Origin of the sequence: Vreelandella venusta (assembly GCF_007989605.1) — a bacterium.
GTDB lineage: Bacteria > Pseudomonadota > Gammaproteobacteria > Pseudomonadales > Halomonadaceae > Vreelandella > Vreelandella venusta.
The window spans coordinates 95,635-119,339 of sequence record NZ_BJUL01000009.1 but is presented as its reverse complement, the minus strand read 5'-3'; the positions used below and the strand labels follow the sequence as shown (position 1 = coordinate 119,339).

Below are 23,705 nucleotides of genomic sequence, written 5' to 3'. Positions count from 1 at the left end.
TGCAAGGAGTTACCACTGCCAGTTGAGGGTGGCGAACAGGCTACGTCCGTCGCCCAGACTGCCATCGGGGCGATACCACACTTTGTCGCCGAGGTTGGCGAGGCGCAGCGCGGTATCAATAGCGGGAGTGATTTGCCAGGCAAGATGGATATCGTGCAGCCCATAGCCTGGTAGGCGTTCATCGTCGCCCTGTTTGTCGAACGCCTGGGCAAAGCGGCCTTGCCAGCCGATCCGTACAGCGTTGTTATAAAGCGCAACATCACTGCCCAGGGTCATTTCCAGCGGTGTTTGGCTACCCAGAGCCTCACCACTATCGCGATCTTTGCCGGATACCTCGGAAAGACCTACAAAGCTGGTCAGCAGTGGGAATGCGCTAGGTTGCCAAGTAAGTCGAGCGTCATAGCCCCATAGCTGGGCACGCTGCACGTTTACGGCCTGAGTGGTGCCCGCCATGATATCGACCTGGGTGTCGATGAAGTCGTCTGCACGAGTGTCAAAGTAGCTGGCGCGCGCCTGCCAGTCGCCTTGGTGCCATACCACACCGCTTTCCCAGGTGCGGCTGGTTTCAGGCGACAGGTTCGGATTGGGAATCCAGTAGTTGTCGGGCGTGCAGAAAGATGGCCCAGCGCAGAACCCGGCAAAGTGACGCTCGTTGGCGTAAAGCTCGGAAAGGCTGGGGGCGCGGAAGGCTTCGGCGTAGCCGGAGAACAGCATTAAGGTGTCATCGGGTCGCCAGGCAAGACGAAAGCGCGGCGATACTTGGTCGTGCACGCTGTCGGCATCGTTTTTACCACTGGCATCATAGCGGTCATAGCGCGCGCCAATGCCGACGTCAAACTGCCCCGCACCGCCCTCAGCTAAATAGCGGCCCGCGGTAAGGGTGGTGTCAAGATAGGCTGACTGAGTATCGATATCAGCCTTCGGGAAACCATTCGCTTCACCGTTAGGCCGTTGGCGGGCCTGCTCCAGTTCAGCGCCAAACACCAGTGTTTGTGAAAGCCAGCCATGGTCGATGCTGTGATAGCCATCGCTTTGCAGGCCGACTCGCTCAAGGGTACGGTTAGCCTGTGGCTCGTCGATATCCTGTTGGCTAAAGGTAAGCTGAGAGGTGATTTCAGTGGCCCCACTCGGTTGCCAGCGGTGGCCAAGTTGTACGTTATTACTCTCAACATCACGGTCGCGTAACGGGTTGCTAGCGTTGGTTGATAGCTGCTGCGGATTAGCGGGTTGGGTGGCGCGCTCATCATAGTGCTGCCAGCTAATAAACACCCGCTGCTCATCGCTTGGTTCCCAGCCGCCTTTCAAAAGCAGGCTATTGAGGCTGGCATCTTCTTCTGCTTCGTCACCGCCCGCGCGACGAATATCGCCGGACTCGCTGCGGCCCACCGAAAATAGCCCGTCCACTTGCCCATTAGCCGTATCGCGACGGCCAAATGCCGTTAGGTTGCCGCGTAGCTCGTCGTTCGCTGTTGCCCCGCCTAGGGAAAGACGTGCACCGCTATCGTCACCTGGGGCTAATAGATCGCTGGCCTCGACGCTGGTAAAGCTAACAACGCCGCCCATGGCATTGCTACCGTACAGGCTGGAAAGCGAGCCACGGGCAATCTGCACTTCTTGAATCAGCGCTGGGTCGAGGAAGAAGTTGCCCACATGGCCGGTGGAAATATCCTGGCGAACGCCGTCCAAACGCACCAGGACACCATTGCTGCCGAAGCCACGCATACTCAGTGTTTGACCGTTACGGCGTCCTTGGCCAGACACATGCAGGCCAGGCTGGCGGCTCAGCACGTCTTCAACGCGACTCGCGGTGGCAAGCGTTGCGTCTTGGCGTTCGATGATGTCGATAATCAGCGGTGCGCGGGACAGGTCCGTCGGTGCGCGGGTACCGGTGACTGTTAGCGGGGCTAAGTCTGAGTCGTTGGCGTTGGCAGGCAAAAGAGGGAGTAAGGTAAGGCAAAAGCCTAACGTGTGAGTTGGTTTCATGGGCCAGACAGTTCCAGCAGAAAGTGATGGATAATGTTGCTGGCTGGGTGCGATGGGCTACCTGGCTGGCTAAAAGGGTTAGTAGTAGGTACGTGATTATTTAAAAGGGCTTACGCCGTTAAGATCAGCTTGCCGCTTTTCGTGCGGCGCAGCACATAGCGTCGCTGTTCATGGTGAATAACCAACTGACCGTCTTGATCAAGCAGCGCCTGACTTGTCACTTCGCGAGATGCGCTAGGCGAGCTTTCTGGCGGAATGTCTTTTTTTCTGGGCTGCATGAGAGGCTGTTTCCTGTGCTAATGATAACTATTAGCATTAATTTAGCAGATTTCGCTACCCCTCACAACCATCACTCCCAACCTTACCTAACCACTGTGCAGATGCTAAACCAGCCCGTTTTAAAAGGTGGGGAATAGCTTGCGAATGAGCGTTCACCTAACAGTAGAGTTCTCGTCATTACCCTGTCATTTAAATTGATTAGTGTCCTCTTAACATAAAACTAGCGCGTGTTAACCGTGACGAGAGGAGCGTTGTTATGAGCAAGGAAATTGAAGATCATCGCCTGTTTAACCAGAGCAGCAACCAGCCGTTTGCGGATGTGTTAGCGCAGCATGTTTCTCGGCGAGCGGTAATGCGGGGCGGCTTAGGCTTGGCTGCAGCTTCAATGCTTGGCTTTGGCGGTGCCGCCCAAGCACTGGCTTCAAGCGGGGCGCAAAAAACGCCGTTGACGCTGGCGTTTGAGGCAGTTCAAGGATCGCTAACAGATGCTGTCGTAGTGCCTGAAGGCTATGTTGCCCAAGTGCTGGTGCCGTGGGGCACACCGTTGAACGCTGGTGACAGCTGGCAGTCCGACCAGCCAATGACTGCCGAGCGCCAAGCCGCGAGTGTGGGTATGAACCACGATGGAATGGCTGGTTTTGCTCTGGATGCCGATAACGCCTCACGGCGCTTTGTGCTGGTGCTCAACAACGAATATATCGAACAAGATGCGCTGTGGGCTCCTCAAGGTGGCCCCACTGATGCTGAAGGCAAGCGCCCCGCCGAAGAGTCGCGTACTGAAATCAACGCTCACGGTGTCACTATTGTGGAAGTTGAGAAAGACGCTAACGGACACTGGTCGCATGTGCCTGGCTCCCGCTATAACCGCCGTCTTACCAGCGCGACGGTGATGGACATTGCTGGCCCAGTGGCAGGCAGTGACTATGTGAAAACGCGTTTCTCCCCAGCGGGTACGCAAACCCGTGGCACCAATAACAACTGTGGTAATGGGTTAACGCCCTGGGGTACTTATATCGCTTGCGAAGAGAACTGGCCCAATGTGTTTGTTAATCACGGCCAACTCTTCCAGGACGACGCGCGGATTGGTATTCCTACCGATAAAAGCCGCTATGGTTGGGATACCTCGGCGGGCGATGCCTCTGAAGAAAACGATGAATTTGCCCGTTTCAATATCACGCCACGGGGCGAGCGTGCTGAAGATGATTACCGCAACGAAGCGCGCACCTTTGGCTACCAAGTAGAAGTCGACCCCTATAGTGATGCGCATGCGGTAAAACGCACGGCACTTGGTCGTTTTCGTCATGAAGGGTGTTGGCTAGGTAAGCTGGAAGCAGGGCAGCCTGTGGTGTACTACTCTGGCCACGATTCCCGCAACGAGTACGTCTATAAATACGTTTCTGACGCTGCCTGGGACCCCGCCGATGCCAATCGTCCGGGTGAAGCGTATGATCGCCTCGCCATTGGTAGTAAATATCTGGATAACGGCACCCTCTATGTAGCTCGCTTCAACGCTGATGGCAGCGGTGAGTGGTTGCCGCTAACACCTAGCGCGCAAACACGCGACGGCCGTTCGTTGGCAACGGCGTTGGGCTTGGCAGAGGATGACTTAGCTGGGGTGATTATTAACACCTGTGATGCAGCGGATCTACTGGGAGCGACACCGATGGACCGCCCGGAGTGGGCAACCGTGGATCCTTCCTCTGGCGAGGTGTACCTAACGCTGACCAATAATTCGAAGCGCAGTGAAGAAGCCGCAGCGGCTACTTTCACCAATCAAGGCGATGACATTGCTCAGCTAGGGGTAGGCTATGAGACAGCCCCGGCCAACGCTGTTAATCCACGCGCTAATAACGAAGCAGGTCACATTATTCGCTGGCGTGAAAGCCGCCTGCCGAATGCCTTTCGCTGGGAAGTATTTGTGTTTGGTGCCGCCACTAATGATGAAGGCAATCATTCCGGCCTGACTGAAATGAACCAGTTTGCTAGCCCCGATGGTCTGTGGTTTGACCAGCGTGATGATGGTCAGGGCATACTCTGGATTCAGACTGATAATGGCTACGAAGGCATTACCGAGTACACCAACGACCAGCTATTAGCCGTGGTGCCTAACAGCCTGGACGAGATTCAGGGTACCGGTCCGGTGATTAACAATAGCAATCAGCAGCAGCTGAAACGCTTCGCCGTAGGGCCTAACGGTTGTGAAGTGACCGGCATTTTTGCGACACCGGATAAAACGGCGCTGTTTATTAATATTCAGCACCCCGGCAACTGGCCCGCGGATGGTAGCGCACTGACCCAAGATGCCACCGCTGAGACCAGTGGCCAAGTACGTCCTCGGGCATCTACCGTTGTTATTCAGAAGCGCGATGGTGGGCCTGTAGGAGTGTGAAAATAGCGGTTGAGTCTTAGTCACCATTGTGGGTGCTTAAAACGCTATTGAGAGCTTCCATTAAAAGCTTCGAACCTGTGAAAGGTTCGGAGCTTTTTTTGATCCTGGGCCTTTTGGGCTTACCGCTTTTTCTGCCGGGCTTCTAACGCGTGGATGGCGTCGATTTTCAATGGGAGCTTGTTGGCCCAGAGAATATCTTCGCGGCAATGGCCAATATCTATCAGCACCTGATCATCGTAGGCCAATAGCGGCAGTATATGGCGGCGGAAAAGACAGCGCCGCCGAAAACGCCACCAGCCCATATCTAGCGCGCGAATTAGCCTCATTGACGGCATGGCCGGCATGTAAAAATCTACTTGTGGCGGCTTTGGGGGCGGCGCCAATTGGCTAGCTTTTATCCATGCATTTTGGGCATGTTGGGCTGAATATTCACACTTCATCGCGCACCTCTTTTTTCACAACGACTGTGCAGGCAGCGGTGTCTGGGCACTGACTGGACAGGTATGGTTTGTGGTCAATAAGTGAGAGGGTCGCGACCTCTTGTGAACAGCTTGGAACTTCGCCTTGGATCAATCAAACGAAAAGATCTACACTGATCGTTAAGTTTTTCTGAAGAGTGGGCGTGATGAATCAACTATCGGCCATAGCTCCCAGCCGAGCTGCCTTGCCGCTACTGGATAGCGAGGTGCTACGCACCTTTGTGACGATTGCGGAGAGCGGCAGCTTCACCCGCGCCGCCCAGCAGCTATTTCGTACCCCATCTGCGTTGAGCATGCAGATCAAACGGCTAGAAGAAACGCTTGGGCAAACGCTATTTGTGCGAGAGGCGCGCTATGTGCGCCTGACTACCGAGGGGGAAGTACTCCTGGGCTATGGTCGACGGCTGCTTAAGCTCAATGCTGAAGCCGTGACTCAGTTTTTATCTCCCTCCATAGAGGGGCGCGTGGGGCTGGGGATCACTGACGACGTCGTTGGGCGTATTTTACCCAATGTGCTTGCGCAGTTTGCTCGCTCGCATCCAGCCGTGCAGATCGATGTCGTCGTTGGGCGCAGTCAAGATTTGCTCGCTAGGCTGGATGAGGGAGAACTCGACTTAGCATTGGTGATGGGGGGAGAGCCTGGTCAGGCGGCGCGCGGCGATGTGGTGCATAGCGAACCGTTAGTGTGGGCGGGTCGTGAGGATGGCGTTGCCGTGGAGCGAACACCACTGCCGGTGACTTTGGCTCAACAGGGGTGTACGTGGCGGAGGATCGCGCTAAACGCCCTTGACCATGCTGGGGTTAATTACCGGATCGCTTACTCCTGTGACCATTGTGCTGGTCAGGAAGCGGCTATGCTGGCTGATCTGGCTGTGACGGCTTTTCCGAAAAGCTTGATTCGCCCACCGCTCAAACGGTTAAACAACGATTCTCTACCGCCGTTGGGCGATTATCAGGTATTTCTTGTCAAGCGTGCGGGCAGTCGCGATGCCTGCGAGGTATTAGCTGAACGTGTTGTAGAGGCGTTTCGTAAGGGATGAGTTCATAGGGAAGTTCGTTGCGTATCTCTGACCGGCGTAGCTCTGATAGTCGACCCGACACTATGTCGGGTCGAGAAAGCGTTCCTGGCCACTCAATACGCGACGCAGAAGCGCTGATTGGTGTGTCGTGGGTTTTCCAGTTCATCGATCATGGCGATGGCGTAATCCTGCACGGAAATACGGCTGTTGCCTTCGCTGTCGGTCAGTAGCGTATCGCCGCCCAGCCGGAAGTTGCCTGTGCGTTCGCCGGGGAAAATCTCAGCAGCAGGGGAGAGAAACGTCCATGCTTGGGCTGTTTGTGCGCGTAAGATTTCAAGAGCTGTTTGCGCCCCTTCCGCCGTGGCCCGGTACTCTGCTGGAAAACCAGGTGCATCTAACAAAAGCTGACCCGGCGCTACCTCGAGTGTTGCTGCGCCACCCACTATCAGTAGCCTAGGTACTGAAGCTTGTTGAGTGGCTGACAAAATCGAGTGAAAGCCTTTGAGGTAATACTCGTAAACATCCTCCTGGGCGTGGCCACTAAAGGCGCTGATAACGGCCTCGGAACCGCGTAGCTGCTCGGCAAGCGCATCGGTATTTAACACGTCACTTTTAACGGTAGTGAGATTCTCCTGTGGCGCTACCCGCTCGGGCCGGGTCACTAACGCCGTCACGTGATGGCCGCGGGATAGCGCTTCGGTTAATAGGGCAGATCCAATGAATCCGCTAGCGCCAATCAGTGCAATCTTCATAACAGTTCTCCTTAAGTAGGTTGTCGCTGCATTGTCTGACGCTTTATTGATTTGAAAAATAGCGATTAACGTAATTTACTGTTATTGATTTCATAACAGTAGGGTGATGAATGACCACCGCCAATGAGTTCGATTTAAACGGTTTGCCGATCTTTGTCGCGCTGGTGGAAGCCGGTAGCTTTACCAAGGCAGCTGAGCGGCTAGGCTGTACAAAAACCCGCGTGAGTCTACAAATTCGCCAGCTGGAAACGCGCCTGGGTGTCACGCTGTTCCATCGCACAACGCGGCGGGTGCAACTTACCCAAGCTGGGGAAGCACTCTACCATCAGTGCCACCCGCTGTTAGCAAGTTTACAGGGCGCGCTTGAGAGCACCGTGAGCGATACTCAGCAGCTACATGGTGAACTGCGTATAACGGCTCCAGAAGATTACTCCTCCGGGGTGCTGAGCGACGTGGTGGTAGCGTTCAGCCGTTTGCACCCAGCGTTGCATATCGAACTGCGTAGCGGCGACCAAGTCAGCGATATGGTGCAAGAGGGAATCGATTTAGCATTTCGTTTAGGCTGGTTAAAAGATTCCACTCTGCGTGCCCGTCGGTTAGGCACATTTCAACAGTATGTAGTGGCTGCTCCCAGCTACCTAAAACGCCACGGCATACCAACGCACCCGAAAGCCCTGGAAGCACACGACTGGATTGCCTTCACGCCATTAAAAGCGCCTTTAACGTGGGCGTTTAAGCAACAAGCAACCTTGGTCAATGTGCAAATGAACGCAAGGTTAGCAGCCAATTCGACGGTGAGTTTAGTGGCTTTGACCGCTGCCGGAGGCGGGTTTTCAGTGCTGCCCGATATTACCGCTGAACCGGAAATAGCGGCCGGACGCTTGGCTCGCGTTTTGGCCGAATGGTCTCTGTCCGAGGGGGGCGTTTATGCGGTTTACCCGCCTGGACGGCATGTGCCCGCCAAAGTACGTGCGTTTATGACATTTTTTGAATCGCAAATGCAGCGCTAAAAGTGACAGCCGCGATTGCCGTTCTCATCATGCTTGTTTCCCATACGCCGCCAAAAACACATCCACTGCGCTACTAACCTGACGATCAATCTCTTCATCACTGGGGAGCTGGCGAACCCCCATACGCACCTCCATAACCAACATGCCTTGCCACATGCTACAGAGTTGGTCTGCGGCCAGTGTGGGAGCGTTAAGAGTTAAATGTCCGGTGCGGGCTAGCCCCTCAAGTTTTTCCTGCAGCCACTTTTTAGTGGCCCAGGGGCCTGATTCGAAAAAGGCCAGTAGCAGCTCGGGGTACTGACTTCCCTGTGTACTCATAACGCGCTCAACGGCTAACACGTGGGGCTCCAACAAAAAGCGCACGAGGCTTGTGCCGACTTCAATCAGTGACTGACGCACGGCTTCATGGGTGTCGGGAAGCTGTTCTAGGCCATGACGGAGGAGGGCGGTTTCACGCTGAATGACGCTGCCAAACAGCGCTTCTTTGGTGGCAAAGTGGCCGTACACGGTCACTTTGGAAACACCCGCTTCACGGGCAACGGCTTCCATGGTCACCCCTTCGAGTCCAAAGCGAAAAAATAGGCAGGTCGCCGCGTTTAACATCGCGTCGCGCTTAGCCATATCCTTGGGGCGGCCGACGCTGCGTTTTTTGTCAGGCGGTAAAGGTTGCGAGTCCGTCATGCGTAAAATCCGTGCCTATCGAATAAATAAATATTGAACGCTAGCGTACACATATTATAGTGAACCGAATCGTTCAAGAATAAACCATTTCGAGGCCATTATGGACACTTCCTTCAATACTTCCTGGCGCCACCGAAGTCGTGGCACGTTGGCGGCCTTAATTATGATGAGTATCACGGCAGTGGCGGTGGTTGCGCTTACTAGCCAGCACAGTCGTGCCCAGTTGGCGAATCAGCAGGAAACGGATAACGCTTTGTTGCAAGTGGTGACGCAGTCTCTTGCTCACTCCCAACAGTTGGAACGGGACGTGCGCTTAACGGGGCGAGTGGTTGCACGCCAGTCAGTGTCGCTTGCTTTCGAACCCGCTGGCCGTGTTAGCGAAGTGTTGGCTGATAGAGGGAGTGCGGTTGAACAGGGCGATGCGCTGGCGATACTGGATACCCGTCGTCTTGAAAGCCGTTTGGCAGAAGTGGCCGCACGCAGTGAGGAAGCCCGCGCTAGCCTAGCTTTTGCTCAGCGTCAAGAAGAGCGCGAAGCGCAGCTGAATCAAAGTAACTTTGCCAGCCGTACGGCGTTGGACCAAGCGCGCACGGATCGGTTAACGCTTCAAGCCCGCCTTGCCGCACTGACGGCTGAGCGAGACAGCCTTACTGCTGACCTTGAGGACAGCACGTTAAAAGCGCCTTTCGCTGGGCGTGTTATTGAGCGTTATGTCAGCGTTGGTAGTTTAGTGACCAGTGGTACCGCCGCGTTTGAGCTTATCGACGTTGAGAAACTGGAAGCACATTTAGGGTTGCCTGCTCGGTTAGCGGCGACGTTTACACCAGGCGAGACAGTCGCGCTCAACGTTAATCACCAGGCTATTGGCGGTGTGGTGCGTGCTCGATTACCCCATATCGACAGCGACAGCCGCACGCAAACGCTGGTTGTCTCGCTTGACGCCTCAAACAGCGCGGTGCCTGGTGATCTCGTTGAGCTTAGCTACGCAGTTGTCGAGCCTGCCAGTGGTTACTGGGTGCCGCTAGATGCCTTACGTGCTGCCGAACGAGGATTGTGGAACGTGTTGGTGGCAGAGCCGCTGGAAGAGGAGCGCTTTCGTGTGGCACGGGCGAGCGTGGAGCTGCTGCACACCGAAGGCGACCAAGCCTTTGTGCGCGGAACCCTTGAGCCAGGAATAAGGCTAATTACTAGCGGCATTCACCGCATCGCCCCGGGGCAGCAGGTCACCCTCAGTGAGGATATGGCTTATGCAGCGGATTGAGTGGTTATTTAACCGGCGTTTAGTGGCATTAACCTTGGGGTTGCTGGTTGTGGCTGGGCTATCGGCTATTCAAACGCTTCCTCGGGCAGAAGATCCTCATCTGATTGCACGTATGGCTACTGTGCTTGCGCCGTTTCCCGGCGCTACGCCTGAACAGGTTGAAGCGCTGGTAGCGCGGCCCATTGAGAACGAGCTGCGCACTATTTCTGAAATCCAAGTGCTTGAATCTACGTCGCGCCAGGGCATCGCTGTTATCAGTCTTGAATTAGAAGACGCGGTTGTTGATGTCACCCCCGTATGGAGTCGAGTACGCGATAAGCTAGGCGATATCGCGCCAACCTTGCCAGCCAGTGTGCAGACACCAGAGCTTCTGGATGACCGTGGTTACGCCTTTAGCATAGTGGCTGCCCTGCGCTGGACACTAGATTCTTCGCCTAACCCTCAGTTAATGGAGCGCTACGCCGAACGGCTGGAAGATCAGTTTAGGCGTGTTGCAGGCACGGAATACACCCATCGATTTGGTATCGCAGGGGAGCAGGTCGAAGTTATGGTCGACCCCTTAGAGCTAAATGCACTGGGGCTTTCCGTAGGCCAGCTGGCCGCCGCCATTGAAGCAAGTGATGGCCGTCGCACAGCAGGCGAAGTGGTTACCCAAGGCCATCGGCTAACGGTCGGGTTGAGCGGTGAGTTTAATACGTTAGACAGGTTGCGCGATGTCGACGTGGCTATCCGGCAAGGCCAAACGGTTAAGCTAGGAGAAATTGCCGAGCTGCGTCGCGGCGTGCAGGATCCGCCCGCCGCTATGGCGCTGCTTAAACGGTGAACGAGCCGTGTTTGTGGGTGCCCGTATGGCTCCTGGCCAGCGTATTGATGTTTGGGTTGAACGGGCTCAGCAACAGCTAGTGGCGTTTGCTGACGAGTTGCCTGTAGGCCTTGAAATTGAAGTGGTGTTTGAGCAAGCCAGTTACACCAATCAGCGCTTAAGCGATGTCGCTAGCAGCCTGTTGATAGGGTTAGTGCTGGTAGTGGCTATTCTGTTTTTAAGCATGGGTTGGCGCTCGGCGATCACGGTGGGGCTAGCGATTCCCGCTACGGCGCTGCTCACGTTGGCGTTTTTTAAGCCGCTGGGCATTGATATCCACCAAATGAGCATTACCGGCATTATTGTAGCGTTGGGCTTAATGGTGGATAACGCCATTGTCATGACCAACGCCCTTCGGGAGCGCTTCTTGCAAGGGGACTCAGTGGTGGCTGCGACCCGAGATGCCTTGCGCCATTTAGCGGTGCCATTACTCGCCAGCACGCTGACTACTATTCTGGCATTTATGCCAATTGTGCTAATGCCAGGGCCCGCCGGAGAGTTCGTAGGGCCGCTAGCCATGGCCGTCATGGTGGCGCTGGTGAGCTCTTACTTGGTATCGCTGCTGTTAGTGCCAGCGCTTTCGCCGATGCTGCTGGCTAACGTGGCGCAGAAACCGTCGGGCTTACAAGATAACGTGATTAAACGTGGTTTTCGGCGTGTCGTAGGTAGTGCGCTGCGTCATCCGGTGGCTGCCATGATCATTACCTTATGCGTGCCTGTGAGCGGTATCGCGCTAATGCCAACGTTAGACGTCGCGTTTTTTCCACCGGCAGACCGTGACCAACTTCACATTGAAGTACGTCTGCCCCCAGCTAGCAGTATCGCCAATACCGCGGCGTTAGCCGATGAAGCTGTCACCCTTATTCGAGAGCTGCCGGGCATCAAACGAGTATCTGCATTTATCGGCGAAAGCGCCCCCATGATGTATTACAACGTATTGACCAATGAGGATAACAACCCAGCGTTTTTACACTTGATTGTCGATACCGAATCGTTAGCGGTGACGAATCAGCGGGTGCCCATGTTGCAGCAGATGCTTGATCAGCACTTTCCTCAGGCGCAAAGCGTGGTGCGTAAGTATGAGCAGGGGCCTCCGTTTAAAGCACCGGTTGAGCTACGGGTCTATGGCGATGACTTGGACATACTGTCATCGCTGGGGCTTGAACTCGCGAAGCTAATGCATCAGTTGCCGCAGGTGACCCATGTGCGCGCAGGCATGCAGCGCGATCTGCCCAGGCTGACGCTGGATATCGACCAAACGGCGCTTCACGATGCAGGTTTAACGCCACAACGGCTAGCGGAGCAGGTTGGTGCTGCGCTGTCCGGCCAATCTGCGGGCATGCTGCTGGAAGATACTCAGCAGCTCCCTGTTCGAGTACGGTATGTTGGTGAGTGGCGCACCGATGCTGAACAGCTTGCCGCGCTGCGCTTAGTCAGCGATAGCGTCGCAGAGGGGTTGCCACTAGCAGCAGTGGCGGAGGTATCGCTAACGCCAGCCTGGAGCGTGATTACTCGCCGTAATGCCGAACGGGTGCAGTTAGTACAAGGCTACTTGGTGGCCGATGCGTTGCCGGCAGTTTCCACGGCACAGTTAGAGGACGCGTTGCAGAATGCGCTGAAAGCAGGAGAGATCCACCTCCCTTCTGGCTATCGTATTGAAACCGGTGGCGAGGCTGCCGAACGTAGCGAAGCCGTGGGTAACCTGCTGGCCTCAGTGATACTGCTGGTGATTGCCATGGTGGCAACGGTGGTGCTGGCGTTTAATTCCTTTCGCCGCGCTGCCATTGTGTTTATTGCCGGTGCTCAGGCGATGGGCATGGGCATTGTAGCGCTGCTGCTCAGTGGCCATGCATTCGGTTTTGTCATTATTGTTGGCATTATGGGGCTGGTGGGTGTGGCGATTAATGCCACTATTATCATCATTGCTGCGTTTGACGACGATGAAGCTGCACGCCAAGGCGATATTGATGCCATGTTAGCGGTCATTAGCGGCCCCACCAGTCGCCATATTGTCTCAACAACGATCACCACTTTCGCTGGATTAATTCCACTGATGATAGCAGCAGGTGGGTTGTGGCCACCTTTCGCACAAACCGTTGGATTTGGGCTACTTCTGGCAACGCTGGTGTCGTTTTTCTTTACCCCAGCGCTGTATCGGCTTTGGATAGCAAGAGCAAGCTCGTCTGTCGGTAGCAAGGATGCGGTAGCAGGAAACGCAATCTGAGCATCCTTGATCAGGGGGAAACTCTAGGCGCGATGCCCTTTAGCTGGAGCGGCATCGCGCCTAGTAAACTACAGTTGCCGGCGCCAGCGATTCTCAATGGTATCCAGCTCTATCGGGCCGTAATGTGCCTGTTGGTGTGACCCGTAGTAGGCCCATAATTGATCGCCGTAGTCGAAGTGCCACCACTCGCTGGGTAGGTTTGTGAAGCCTTGCTGTTGCATGGTGTGGTATAGCAGGCGGCGGTGATCTCGGGCGTTAACTTGCTGAGGCGTTAGCGTTTCCAGGTGCTCGAAATAGTCGCTATGAGAGGCGGGGATCGCTTCATCAAACAGTGTCCCCATATCCAGCGGCAGACCATCGGCATCACATAGCGTGACATCGACGGCACCACCGGTGAGATGTGGGCTCGGTTCTAGTGGATTGCGGCTGGGAACCGAAACAAACTCCCTTGTGCGCTCCAGTAGCTCCGCCTCGCTGAGGCCAGGCTGATGATGCTGGATAGCTTCGTGCAGGGTATCAAATAAGTACTGCTGTACCCGCCATGGACGCCAGCCGTCCAGCACGATTAGACCGATCCCTTCGGGCAAGCTGCGCGCTGCGGCGAGTAGCGCCCGATAAACGCCTTCCCGAACGAAACACTCTGGTACCGCGCCGGGAATGCCCAGCCGAGCATAGGCGGGGAATACGCTAATCGGTGCCGGGGCGAGGCTCATTGGCACCAAGCGCTCACCATTATCTTCAATAGATGTTCGGCGTAGCTGTTCCCAGTTTGGAGCTAGGTGGCTGGGTAGAGGCGGTAAGGCCTTCACTAGTGTGTTCAAAGGCATCATGTTATCCAAGCAAAGGATTATTCAAGAAGAGCACTATCCAAACTGTGTAGGCAGCCAAAGTGTGAGTGGCGGAAACAGGATGAGTAGAAGAAGCACCGCAATCGCTGTTAGCACAAAGGGCCAAATGGTTCTGAATAGTGACACTATCTCCAGCCGACTGACCGCGGCGGCGACAAACACGCAGGCGCCCAGCGGCGGGGTGATTAACGCGATGGTAATGTTTAGCGTGATGATGACACCCAGATGAATGGGGTCGATACCCGCCATCATCGCCACTGGCGCAAAGATGGGCGTCAGTAGCATCAGCGCTGACACTTCCTCCATAAACATTCCCGTGACGAAGGTGATTGCGCTGAGTAGCAATAAAATAACCACGCTATTGTCTACGTAGGGCGATAGCAGCGAGACAAATTGCGCGGGCACTTGCGCATAGGAGAGCAGCCAGCTAATCGTCGCGGAGGCGGCCATAATCAGAAAAATCGCCGAGGTTAAGCGTGCCGTATCGACAATAGCTTTCCAGCACTCTTTGAAACGCAATCCTCCCAACACGACTCCGCACAACGCGACATACAGCGCTGTCAACGCCCCCGACTCGGTCGGCGTTACAAAGCCCAGCACGATGCCCGCAACAATAATAAAAGGGGCGATAAGTGCAGGCAGAGCGGCCACAAAGGCTATACCAAGTTGGCTGAGTGAGGGCAACTGACCACTTTTGGGTAACCGATGGCGCCAGGCATACCAAGCGTTCATGCCCATAAAGGCAACGCCCAGTAGCAGCCCAGGCACGACGCCTGCCAGAAATAGGTTGCCGACCGAGGTATTGGTCAGTGAGGCGTAGAGAATCATAAAGATGCTGGGGGGAATAATCGGGCCGATTAACGAACTGCCAGCGGTCAACCCTGCGGCAAAGGCTCGTGAGTAGCCCTCTTTCTCCATAGCAGGTACTAATAGCGACCCAAGTGCCGAGGTGTCCGCTACCGCTGAGCCATTAACACCTGCGAAGAATACGCTCGACACCACATTGACGTGCCCCATGCCGCCCCGCAAATGCCCTACCATCAGGCGGGCGAGCCCCATCAAGCGTTCGGTTAAGCCGCTGACGTTCATCAGGTTGCCAGCGAAGATAAATAACGGAATCGCCATCAAGGAGAAAACATTGATACCACCAAAGAATTGCTGGGGCAGCATGCGTGGAATCATTGAGGGGTCGACAAACAGAAAGCCGACTATCGCGGTGGTCAGCAGGGCGATAAACAGGGGCAGTCCAAGCAAAACGTGGCCCAGGAAAACAACCAGCATAGTGACAATCATAGGTCGTCCTCGATGGTCTTGAGTGGCGCAGGGCCATAAAGGAGCACATGCCAAGCCAGCAGCAAAAAACCAATCGGTAGCGAAAGCAGTGGCACCGTACGGCTAATGCCGAGCCCAGAAGTGGTAAACATACTGACCGACAGCGCATATCGATAGCTAACCCATGCCCCGCCCGCCGCAATGAACAGAGTGAGTAGCCATTGGTACACGTTTAGCAGCCGAGCGAAGGGGGCGGGCAGTCGTTTCTCTAACAGGCCAACGCGCATATGTCCTCCTTCAGACCAGACAGCGCCAGCTGCAAGCATCACGGTGGCGATGATCAAGAAACGTGATAGCTCATCTGTCCAGATAGGCGCGCCACCAGCGATGTAGCGTGCAAACACCCCAAACAGAATAGCCGCAACATTGAGCGATAAAAGTGCGCCCGCCAGGGTTAAGGTAACAGGGCGGCTGATCGCTAAAAGACGGGATCGAAGCGTATTAAACATGGCAGCCTTTCATGAAGCACAGAAATGTTAAGCACGAGAACATTGAGTTGTGGAAATAGGGGCCAGCATGATGCCAGCCCCTGTTGTTTCCATCATTGCAATGGTGACAACGGTGTTAACAGCCGTTAGTCGAGCAGTTCGCTCATGCCTGCATCTTCCAACGCCATATCGATCCAGCGCTGCTCGATATCACGCTCAGCAAGCCACTCAAGGTAGGCAGGCTGGCCGATTTCGCGGAAAGCGGCTAGCTCTTCTTCAGAGGGGCGAATGACTTCCATGCCTTGCTCTTCCAGATAGGCGATACGTGATTCTACTTGCTCCTGATTATGCTCACGGGCATTGTGATTAGCTTCGGAGACGGCCTCCATAAAAGCGCTACGAAGCTCATCATCCCAACCTGCGATCATGTCGCTGTTGCCTACCAGGAATTGGTCGGAGTACTGGATATTGGCAAGGGTCAGATAGTCCTGCACTTCGTAGAGACTGCCTAAGATGATATACATCGGCGGGTTCATTTGGCCGTTAGCCACCCCGGTGCGCAGTGCCATATAGGTCTCTGTCCAGGGGATGGGAGTGCCGGAGGCGCCGAAGGCTTCATAAAGAGCGACCTGGCTAGGATCCATGGCGCGGAAGCGGAGTCCTTCGAAGTCGTCAGGGTGGCTGATCGGCCTTTCGTTATTGGTGAACGCCAAAAAGCCGCCCTCTTCCACAACGGCTAGCATATCGATACCGGCACGCTCCTGCAGCGCGTTGCTGACTTCCTGCCAATACTCACCCTCATCGAAGAAAGTGTGGGCTGCAGAAAAATCGTCGAACAGAAACGGAATAGCGCTAACGAAGATTTCATCCACAAGAGGTGAGACACCCGCAAATGACGCCACATTGAGCATGGGCGTATTCATGGTTTGTTCCATGCGCTCCTCTTCTTCGCCGAGCATGCTATTTGGATAGAGCGTAAGCTGGATCTCACCGTCAGTTTTTTCGTCTACCAGCGCTTTAAGGTTCTCTGCAAAAACGTGGACAGCGTTCTTTTCCGGGTCTGGGGCTCCGTTGTAACTTAGATTAATCGTAGTCGCTGCAAGCGCGTTCCCTGCCATCAACGCAGAGCCTACTAGGCACGCGGTTATAAGCTGTTTAGGTGCAAAGTAGTGGGGCAGTTTTGCTGGGTACATAGTCAGTCTCCTGGTTTATTGTCGTGAGCTACGGGCGCTGTGGGCGCGTTATTGGATTTATAAGGAGTGCCTACTAGAAGACTATGTATTGAGGTGTTGACTATGCAATACCTAAACTGTGGCTTTTATTGCAACAGTCGTGGTGCATCGGCGGAGAAAAAGCGCATGCCTCTGTGCAAATGATTGATGCAAGTAATTGAAGCTATTGGGAGTTCCTGTCCTTTCAGGCTAACAATTTGCGCCCGCGTACCGTTCATTATTGGGTACTGCATGGGGAGTGTGAAAATCTCACCGCGCTTAATCTCATCCGCTACGGTGAGTTCAGGCATAAACGTAACGCCGATGCCTGAGCGGACGAAATTCTTTAACACCGCAACAGAGTTTGTATGCAGGCGTGCTTCAAGGTGAATGCGCTCCTGATGAGCCACCATATTGACCATTTGCCGCATACCGAAAGGATTGTCCATTAACGCCAGGGGCCACTCCTTTAAGTCATGCAGCGTAACCGGGCGATTAAGATCACTTAGTGGGTGGTTGGGGGGAACAATGACATCGAGCGGCTGGCGCGTTTCCACATGGCAGAAAAGTTGCGGGTCTACCGGCGGTGCATAAAGCAGCGCTATATCCACCTCGCGATCTTGGAGTAACGACATCGCTTCATTGACACCCGCCATGCGGATTTCAACTTTGATGCCGTCAAACGCTGACATAAAAGTGCCTAACGGGGCGGCGATTAAGTCAGCAATAAACCCTTCTCCCACGGCAATGCGAACTTGCCCTTTCGCGAGACTTTGAAGTGCCATTAGCTGGGAAAGCACCGCTTCTTCTGAAGCCCGCTGAGCATGAAAATGGTGCACTAGTAGCTGGCCCGCGGCGGTGGCGCGCATCCCTCTTCCGTGCCGCTCGCATAGCTGGGTACCCAGCTCTTCTTCTAGTGCTTTTAGTTGGCGGCTAACGGCAGAAGCATCGACATTCAGGTGGGCAGCGGCGCGCCTGAGCGAGCCGCGCCGAATCACTTCATTGAGGTAAGTTAATGCACGCTGGTTAAGCATAAAACACGCCTATGTTGGGGTGTTTAATATCTTACCCGAAGCCTGCCCGGACTTGTCATGGTTGGCACTAGCTAAGCGGTTGAGGGGCTGGCTCGCGGAGGATGTTTTTCTCCTCTACTGCGTCCGCCAGCATTTCGGCGGTAATGGCTGACAGTGTCCAGCCTAGGTGGCCGTGACCGGTGTTATAGAAAACAGTCGGTAAGCGGCCAGGCCCAACTTTGGGCAGCATATTAGGCAGCATTGGGCGCAGGCCAGCCCAGGGCACTACGCGTTGGGTGCTCACGCCAGGGAAACACTCTTCTACCCAGCGAACCAGTGGTTGAATGCGGTCGTTGCGTATATCGCGATTCGCGCCGTTAAATTCAGCGGTGCCAGCCACGCGGAAGCGGTTGAGCCCCAAGCGGCTGGTCACCAGCTTGGTTTCATCGTCTAGCAGGCTGACGGTTGGCGCAGCTTGCTGAGAGGCCTCGTCATCTAGCTGTACGGTGATGGAGTAGCCTTTTACGGGATAGATATTAACGCGATCGCCTAATTTGGCGGCAATGGCGCGGCTGCCAGTTCCCGCACAAACGACCACGCTGTCAAACCGTTGGCTCATGCTGCTGTTATCTACCTTGGCGCTTACCCACGCTCCATGTTCGTCAGCGCCAATATCGTCAATATGGTGGCCATAGTTAAGCTGCACGCCACGCTTGGCGGCTGCTTGAGCGAGGCCGTTGGTATATTTATGGATATCGCCAGTGGCGTCGCTTTCGGTATAGAAACCGCCATAGTAACTGCCCGCTAGGGTTGGCTCGATGGCGCGCATTTCATCCGGCGTAACCGATCTACGTTCAAGGCCACCTTTCGCTAGCAACTGCGACACACGGGTGGCGTGATCAAAGCCAGCTTTGTCACGATAGATATGCAAAATGCCTTGCTGCTTAAGATCGAAATCAATTTGCTCGTCTTTCGCCCACTGGAATAAGTGCTCTCGGGCAGCAATGGCTAACCGAGTGGTTTCCGTGGTGTTGTCGGAATAACGGGGAATGGCGGCGATGAACTCTGCAAACCAGCTGAGTTTGTGCCAACTAGGTCGGGGATTGACCAGTAACGGTGCGTCGCTTTTTAGCATCCAGCGCAGGCCTTTAAGCACCGTCGGCCAGTGGTTCCACACTTCAGCATTTGAGGCTGATAGCTGCCCGCCGTTGGCAAATGACGTTTCCATTGCCGCATAGCGGTGCTTCTCAAAAACAGTCACCTCAAAACCACGCTTTGCTAGCGCATAAGCACTTGTAATACCGGTGATCCCACCGCCAATAATAGCAATGCGTTGCATAAGTCTCTCCAGATTGTATGAGCGTCAAGCGATACCCCTAGCAACATTGGCTAGGCGTACCCCTTCCGTCATGGAACCTGAGAGATTCACGCATCTGTGGAGGCGCTTGCTCCTTCGGTGTGCTGAGTGACGCAGTCATCAGCCGCTCTTCGGAAAATGTTAGTAGTTACTGTGTTAGTAAATACCATAACGATAGCGGTCCGGTGGCCTGAGAGTTTCCGGGGTCGTTGCTCCTTCGGCGCTGGTGGCTAGCACCAGTCTCTCCCGCTATTGCTTTAATAAATGACGTTGTAACGCGTCAGTCGAAAAAGTGAAATAGGGTAAACGTCTTAAGGGGAGGACGCAAAGACGCAAAAGAGAGGAGCACGCTGCTTAATGGGCATGCTTTGCAATAGCGTGGTTTTAACTGACAATATCGAAAACCTTATTAGCGATGGAAATAACGCATGCAGGCAAACGGATTTTTTGATGGTGTAGGCGAAGCGATTGGCGATGCTATTCGCGTGGTGGTGGAGTTTTTAGTAGGCTTTTTTGGCAATTTTTTTGGCGCGTTTGATGATTTTATTGATGGTCTAACCCGCTCACTGGGTATCAATGCGTCGTTCTTTAGCATCCTGGTGTTGGTAATTGGCTTGTGGCTGTTGTGGCGCGGCTTTCGCGCGCTGCTACGGGGCTCCGTACTCGGGGGCATTGTGCGTATTGTGCTGGCGCTGTTTATCCTGTCGTGGTTAATGACGTAGAGAGGGCGAGCGCCCTTGAGTCAGCTTCATTGGCTAAGTGATCAATTGTCATTTGCTTATTTGGTGCATTTTGCCATTATCTGCACTCTTTTTGTGCAGAGAGGGAGCAATGAAAGCTTATCTTGGCAAGATGCGAGGAGAACCAACGGCACGCCGTCCCGTTGGCTGGCAAGATGCCTGCTGGTCGTGGCTGGGCGCTTTTACTGGCATGGCCGTTATATGCTGGCTAAGCACCGCTTGGCTCTCGCAGCAGTTATTGATCGTAGGCTCCTTTGGGGCAACGTCGGTGTTGATTTATGCCGCGCCTGAAAGCCCGTTCGCCCAGCCAAGCCATGTACTGTTTGGCAGTGTTTTGTCGGCGCTGGTGGGGGTGGGTTGCTACCAATTGTTGGGTGCTACACCTATCTCGATGGCACTAGCGGTGTCGCTTTCCATACTGGTGATGCAGCTAACACACACAGTACATCCACCGGGGGCTGCCGCTGCGCTGATTGCGGTAGCCGGTGGGGCGAGTGTCCACAAACTAGGCTGGTGGTATCCGCTGATCCCCATTGGCGCTGGGTGCGTGGTCATGCTGGTAGTAGCCATTTTGGTAAATAATTTAGCGCGCCATCGCCGTTACCCACGTTATTGGTAGCGTTGTAGCTGCTCCTCAATGGCGAAAACGTGCGCATCGTCTGTGCCTAATTCGCGTAACGCCTGGGCTAAGTTCAGTAAGTAAGCTTTATTCGAGCCGCTCGGGCCATGTGAATAGGCAATTTGGTGTGCAATATCATCCAGCGATGCCTCGCCCAGAAAGGCTGGGTTATCTTCAGTAGCTAAGTAAATTAGCCCTTCCGTTGTTGCCTTTGCTGTTTGCACATTGCCCCGCTGCGTTAGAAAAGTGAGCGGCACTTTTTCACGCAGGTAGCCGTTCTTTTCACGTACATCCAGCGGTGCCAGCACGTCGGGTGTAATGCGGTACGCCATGCCGTGACATATTTCTCCCTGGGCACGAATCAGCGTCGCGACGCGACCCGGTGCGTCCGGCGTGCCACGATGATCGTGGGAACCTTGCCAAAAACGCCGCGCCCAGCCGGTAATGTAGGCGGGCTGACGTTCCAAATAGGCAAAGTCGGCCTTCCAGATCAGCGAGCCATAACCAAAAAGCCAGATATCGGTATGGCCATCGAAGAAGTTTCTTTGCTGGTTCAGGGCGGTAGTATCAAACATCGCTATCAAGCATCATGAGCACGGCACATCGATTAAAGCGCTCATCTTATCATGCCTTTAGTGATTACTTACTTGACCATCTCCGGAGACCGATATGCGCGCTATTTTTCTCGTCGATAACGGCTCATTACGGCCTCAGGCAACCCATAATCTGCGCCGCGTAGCGTTTGCACTCAGCCAGCAGCTAGGCGAAACCGTACAGGCAGCTTCCTTGCTGCACTCCAATAAAATTCCTCCCGACGAGGTCGACGGCACCCCTGCGATGACTCTGGGCCCAGCTGCTGAGCGCAGTGCCGAGAATGGGGCGACAGAGATCATTGTGCTGCCGTTTTTCTTTGGCCCAAGCAAAGCACTGACGGGCTACTTGCCAGAGCGCATGGCAGCACTGCAGGCGCGGTTTCCTCAGGTGAGCATTCGGGTGGCCCAGCCGCTGGTGGATGAGCGGGGTAATAATGACCTGCGCTTAGCCAAGCTGCTGGCCGACAACGTGCGCGACAAGTACCAGGCGGGAACGACGCCGCATGTGGCGCTGGTCGATCACGGTAGCCCGATCCCTGACGTAACCGCCGTGCGCAACCGCTTGGCGGGACAGCTTAGTGTACTGCTTGGTGATGACGTGGCCTGTGTGGCGGCAGCCTCGATGGAGCGCCGTGAGGGTGACGAATATCGCTTTAACGAGCCGCTTTTAGCGCATCTGCTGAATACACCGGAGTTCCAAACAGGCCCAGTCATCTTAGCGATGCTGTTTCTCTCGCCTGGGCGTCATGCGGGAGAGGGGGGCGATATCGCTGAGATTTGTGCCGCCGCTGAGCAGCGCCATCCAGGTTTGAGTGTGACAACCACCGCACTGGTTGGTGAACATCTTGACATTGTCGCGATACTGCACACCCGGCTGCGCCAAGCGCTTGATGGTGAACGTTTTCTACTCGAACTTCCGGCGACGCTAGACAACGCGCACTAGGTGGGAGGTGTAACGCTGCTCAAAGGCGCGTAGAATCGCGAGCCTTTGAATGCGCAATTACACTGTTAACCAGGGCTCACATCTTGATCGCAACCGCCAATATCACCATGCAGTTTGGGGCCAAGCCCCTGTTTGAAAATGTTTCCGTCAAATTTAATAACGGCAATCGCTACGGTTTGATTGGCGCCAATGGTTGCGGTAAGTCCACCTTTATGAAAATTTTGGGTGGCGAGCTTGAGCCTTCTTCCGGGCAGGTCATGCTGGATAGCAGCACGCGGCTGGGTAAGCTACGCCAGGATCAGTTCGCCTACGAAAACGAACGGGTCATCGATACCGTTATCATGGGGAACGCGGAGCTCTGGAAAGTGGCCGCCGAACGCGAACGGATCTACTCCCTGGCTGAAATGAGTGAAGCGGATGGCATGGCGGTGGCCGACTTGGAAGTACGCTTTGCTGAGCTTGACGGCTATACCGCCGAGTCTCGCGCCGGAGAGCTACTGTTGGGGCTAGGTATTCCCATTGAACAGCACACCGGTCCGATGAGTGAAGTTGCCCCCGGCTGGAAACTGCGTGTGTTGCTGGCCCAGGCGCTGTTTTCCGACCCGGATGTGCTGCTGCTCGATGAGCCGACTAACCACCTGGATATCAATACTATCCGCTGGCTGGAAGATATTCTTAAAGCACGCAGCAGCACCATGATTATCATTTCCCACGACCGCCACTTTCTGAACAGTGTGTGCACGCACATGGCGGATCTGGATTATGGGGAAATTACCCTGTTCCCCGGTAACTACGACGACTACATGACCGCGGCCACCGCTGCCCGCGAGCGTCAGCATGCGGACAATGCCAAGAAGAAAGCCCAAATTGCCGAGCTTCAGCAGTTTGTTAGCCGTTTCTCGGCCAATGCCTCCAAAGCCAAACAGGCCACTTCGCGGGCGCGCCAGATCGATAAAATCAAGCTGGAAGATATCAAGCCCTCCAGTCGGGTGAGTCCGTTTATCCGCTTTGAGCAGAATAAAAAGATTCACCGCAATGCCGTGAATGTTGATGCCATTACCAAAGGCTACGACGATGAGAAGCCGCTCTTCGAGCGTTTCTCGATGACTGTAGAAGCGGGTGAGCGCATTGCGATTATCGGCCCCAACGGCATTGGTAAAACCACCCTGCTGAAAACCCTGGCGGGTGATTTACACCCCGACGCCGGTGAAGTGAAGTGGACCGATGCAGCGGAAGTTGGCATGTTTGGCCAAGATCATACCGACGATTTTCCTGTCGATGCCACGCTCTTCGAGTGGATGAGCCAGTGGACCAAAGGCGGCGAACAAGTGGTACGTGGTGCATTGGGCCGGATGCTGTTTTCCAGCGACGATATTGGTAAATCGGTGAAGGTTATTTCCGGTGGCGAGCAGGGGCGCATGCTGTTTGGCAAGCTAACGCTCACCAACCCGAACGTGCTGTTAATGGATGAGCCAACCAACCACCTGGATATGGAATCGATTGAGGCGCTGAACTTAGCGCTGGAGAACTACCCAGGCACGCTGATCTTTGTCAGCCACGACCGCGAGTTTGTTTCCTCGCTGGCCACGCGCATTATTGATATGCAGCCAGGAGGGATTGTCGACTTCAGTGGCAGCTACGACGACTACCTACGTAGCCAGGGCGTTGTTTGATTGCTAACC

22 protein-coding genes and 2 riboswitches are annotated in these 23,705 nt (G+C 54.8%); of the genes, 10 read left to right on the top strand and 12 right to left on the bottom strand.

The annotated features are described in order from the left end of the window. Positions 1-9: 9 nt before the first annotated feature. Together HVE01_RS12160 and hemP are read right to left on the bottom strand one after the other, a co-directional pair. Entirely contained in the window at positions 10-1,983 is a 1,974-nt protein-coding gene (locus tag HVE01_RS12160) for a TonB-dependent receptor domain-containing protein (protein WP_146944391.1), read from the bottom strand. A 110-nt stretch (positions 1,984-2,093) separates the two neighbouring features. Then, a complete protein-coding gene (gene hemP, locus HVE01_RS12155) occupies positions 2,094-2,261 on the bottom strand; it encodes a hemin uptake protein HemP (protein ID WP_125752040.1) in 168 nt (55 codons plus the stop codon). Between the two features lie 257 nt (positions 2,262-2,518). On the opposite strand from hemP, the gene HVE01_RS12150 reads away from it, so the two are divergent. Then, a complete protein-coding gene (locus tag HVE01_RS12150) occupies positions 2,519-4,651 on the top strand; it encodes a PhoX family protein (RefSeq protein ID WP_146944389.1) in 2,133 nt (710 codons plus the stop codon). A 119-nt stretch (positions 4,652-4,770) separates the two neighbouring features. Here the strand turns inward: HVE01_RS12150 and HVE01_RS12145 are convergent, their stop codons facing one another. Beyond that, complete coding sequence (locus HVE01_RS12145; RefSeq protein ID WP_125752034.1) at positions 4,771-5,091, bottom strand: hypothetical protein; 321 nt, start codon at positions 5,089-5,091, stop codon at positions 4,771-4,773. Positions 5,092-5,276: 185 nt separating this feature from the next. Between HVE01_RS12145 and HVE01_RS12140 the strand changes: the two genes are divergently transcribed. After that, positions 5,277-6,170, top strand: coding sequence for a LysR substrate-binding domain-containing protein (locus HVE01_RS12140; protein ID WP_146944387.1), 894 nt, complete (start codon positions 5,277-5,279; stop codon positions 6,168-6,170). Between the two features lie 92 nt (positions 6,171-6,262). Here the strand turns inward: HVE01_RS12140 and HVE01_RS12135 are convergent, their stop codons facing one another. After that, complete coding sequence (locus HVE01_RS12135; protein ID WP_125752029.1) at positions 6,263-6,901, bottom strand: NAD(P)-dependent oxidoreductase; 639 nt, start codon at positions 6,899-6,901, stop codon at positions 6,263-6,265. Between the two features lie 110 nt (positions 6,902-7,011). Here HVE01_RS12135 and HVE01_RS12130 point away from each other — a divergent pair, with 110 nt between their 5' ends. Continuing rightward, positions 7,012-7,911 (top strand): LysR family transcriptional regulator, encoded by a 900-nt coding sequence (locus HVE01_RS12130; protein ID WP_125752026.1) that lies wholly within the window; start codon positions 7,012-7,014, stop codon positions 7,909-7,911. Positions 7,912-7,938: 27 nt separating this feature from the next. On the opposite strand, the gene HVE01_RS12125 is transcribed toward HVE01_RS12130, so the two are convergent. Then, positions 7,939-8,592, bottom strand: coding sequence for a TetR/AcrR family transcriptional regulator (locus HVE01_RS12125; protein WP_125752024.1), 654 nt, complete (start codon positions 8,590-8,592; stop codon positions 7,939-7,941). A 100-nt stretch (positions 8,593-8,692) separates the two neighbouring features. On the opposite strand from HVE01_RS12125, the gene HVE01_RS12120 reads away from it, so the two are divergent. From HVE01_RS12120 to HVE01_RS12115, 3 genes are read left to right on the top strand one after another with little or no spacing between them, the layout of a single operon-like run. Next, complete coding sequence (locus HVE01_RS12120) at positions 8,693-9,853, top strand: efflux RND transporter periplasmic adaptor subunit (protein ID WP_146944385.1); 1,161 nt, start codon at positions 8,693-8,695, stop codon at positions 9,851-9,853. Further along, positions 9,840-10,676: an efflux RND transporter permease subunit gene (locus HVE01_RS20040; protein ID WP_252183161.1), complete on the top strand. Its 837-nt coding sequence runs from the start codon at positions 9,840-9,842 to the stop codon at positions 10,674-10,676. Before HVE01_RS12120 ends, HVE01_RS20040 begins: the two co-directional genes overlap by 14 nt. A 13-nt stretch (positions 10,677-10,689) precedes the next feature. Beyond that, a complete protein-coding gene (locus tag HVE01_RS12115) occupies positions 10,690-12,939 on the top strand; it encodes an efflux RND transporter permease subunit (protein WP_252183160.1) in 2,250 nt (749 codons plus the stop codon). A gap of 68 nt (positions 12,940-13,007) precedes the next feature. Here HVE01_RS12115 and HVE01_RS12110 read toward each other — a convergent pair whose 3' ends face one another. From HVE01_RS12110 to HVE01_RS12085, 6 genes are all read right to left on the bottom strand, one after another. Then, positions 13,008-13,769, bottom strand: coding sequence for a M15 family metallopeptidase (locus HVE01_RS12110; RefSeq protein ID WP_198350388.1), 762 nt, complete (start codon positions 13,767-13,769; stop codon positions 13,008-13,010). Positions 13,770-13,802: 33 nt separating this feature from the next. Continuing rightward, a complete protein-coding gene (locus HVE01_RS12105; RefSeq protein WP_146944383.1) occupies positions 13,803-15,080 on the bottom strand; it encodes a TRAP transporter large permease in 1,278 nt (425 codons plus the stop codon). Next, positions 15,077-15,568, bottom strand: coding sequence for a TRAP transporter small permease (locus tag HVE01_RS12100; protein ID WP_146944381.1), 492 nt, complete (start codon positions 15,566-15,568; stop codon positions 15,077-15,079). Before HVE01_RS12100 ends, HVE01_RS12105 begins: the two co-directional genes overlap by 4 nt. 125 nt (positions 15,569-15,693) lie before the next feature. Further along, a complete protein-coding gene (gene dctP, locus HVE01_RS12095; protein ID WP_125752012.1) occupies positions 15,694-16,740 on the bottom strand; it encodes a TRAP transporter substrate-binding protein DctP in 1,047 nt (348 codons plus the stop codon). A 125-nt stretch (positions 16,741-16,865) separates the two neighbouring features. Beyond that, a complete protein-coding gene (locus HVE01_RS12090) occupies positions 16,866-17,792 on the bottom strand; it encodes a LysR family transcriptional regulator (protein ID WP_125752009.1) in 927 nt (308 codons plus the stop codon). 67 nt (positions 17,793-17,859) lie between these two features. Further along, entirely contained in the window at positions 17,860-19,110 is a 1,251-nt protein-coding gene (locus tag HVE01_RS12085; protein ID WP_146944379.1) for a D-amino acid dehydrogenase, read from the bottom strand. A 55-nt stretch (positions 19,111-19,165) separates the two neighbouring features. Beyond that, a riboswitch (glycine riboswitch) is annotated at positions 19,166-19,273 on the bottom strand. 23 nt (positions 19,274-19,296) lie between these two features. After that, positions 19,297-19,387: riboswitch (glycine riboswitch) on the bottom strand. Positions 19,388-19,556: 169 nt separating this feature from the next. Here HVE01_RS12085 and HVE01_RS12080 point away from each other — a divergent pair. Beyond that, positions 19,557-19,850 (top strand): hypothetical protein, encoded by a 294-nt coding sequence (locus HVE01_RS12080; RefSeq protein ID WP_146944377.1) that lies wholly within the window; start codon positions 19,557-19,559, stop codon positions 19,848-19,850. 109 nt (positions 19,851-19,959) lie between these two features. Then, positions 19,960-20,487 (top strand): HPP family protein, encoded by a 528-nt coding sequence (locus HVE01_RS12075; protein ID WP_125752000.1) that lies wholly within the window; start codon positions 19,960-19,962, stop codon positions 20,485-20,487. Here HVE01_RS12075 and HVE01_RS12070 read toward each other — a convergent pair. Next, entirely contained in the window at positions 20,478-21,062 is a 585-nt protein-coding gene (locus HVE01_RS12070; protein WP_125751997.1) for a gamma-glutamylcyclotransferase, read from the bottom strand. The two genes, HVE01_RS12075 and HVE01_RS12070, sit on opposite strands and share 10 nt — an antisense overlap. Before the next feature lie 94 nt (positions 21,063-21,156). Here HVE01_RS12070 and HVE01_RS12065 point away from each other — a divergent pair, with 94 nt between their 5' ends. Both HVE01_RS12065 and HVE01_RS12060 read left to right on the top strand, forming a co-directional pair. Next, on the top strand, positions 21,157-22,023 hold the full coding sequence (locus HVE01_RS12065) for a sirohydrochlorin chelatase (protein WP_146944375.1): 867 nt from the start codon (positions 21,157-21,159) through the stop codon (positions 22,021-22,023). Between the two features lie 83 nt (positions 22,024-22,106). Next, a complete protein-coding gene (locus HVE01_RS12060; RefSeq protein WP_146944373.1) occupies positions 22,107-23,696 on the top strand; it encodes an ABC-F family ATPase in 1,590 nt (529 codons plus the stop codon). Positions 23,697-23,705: the final 9 nt, after the last annotated feature.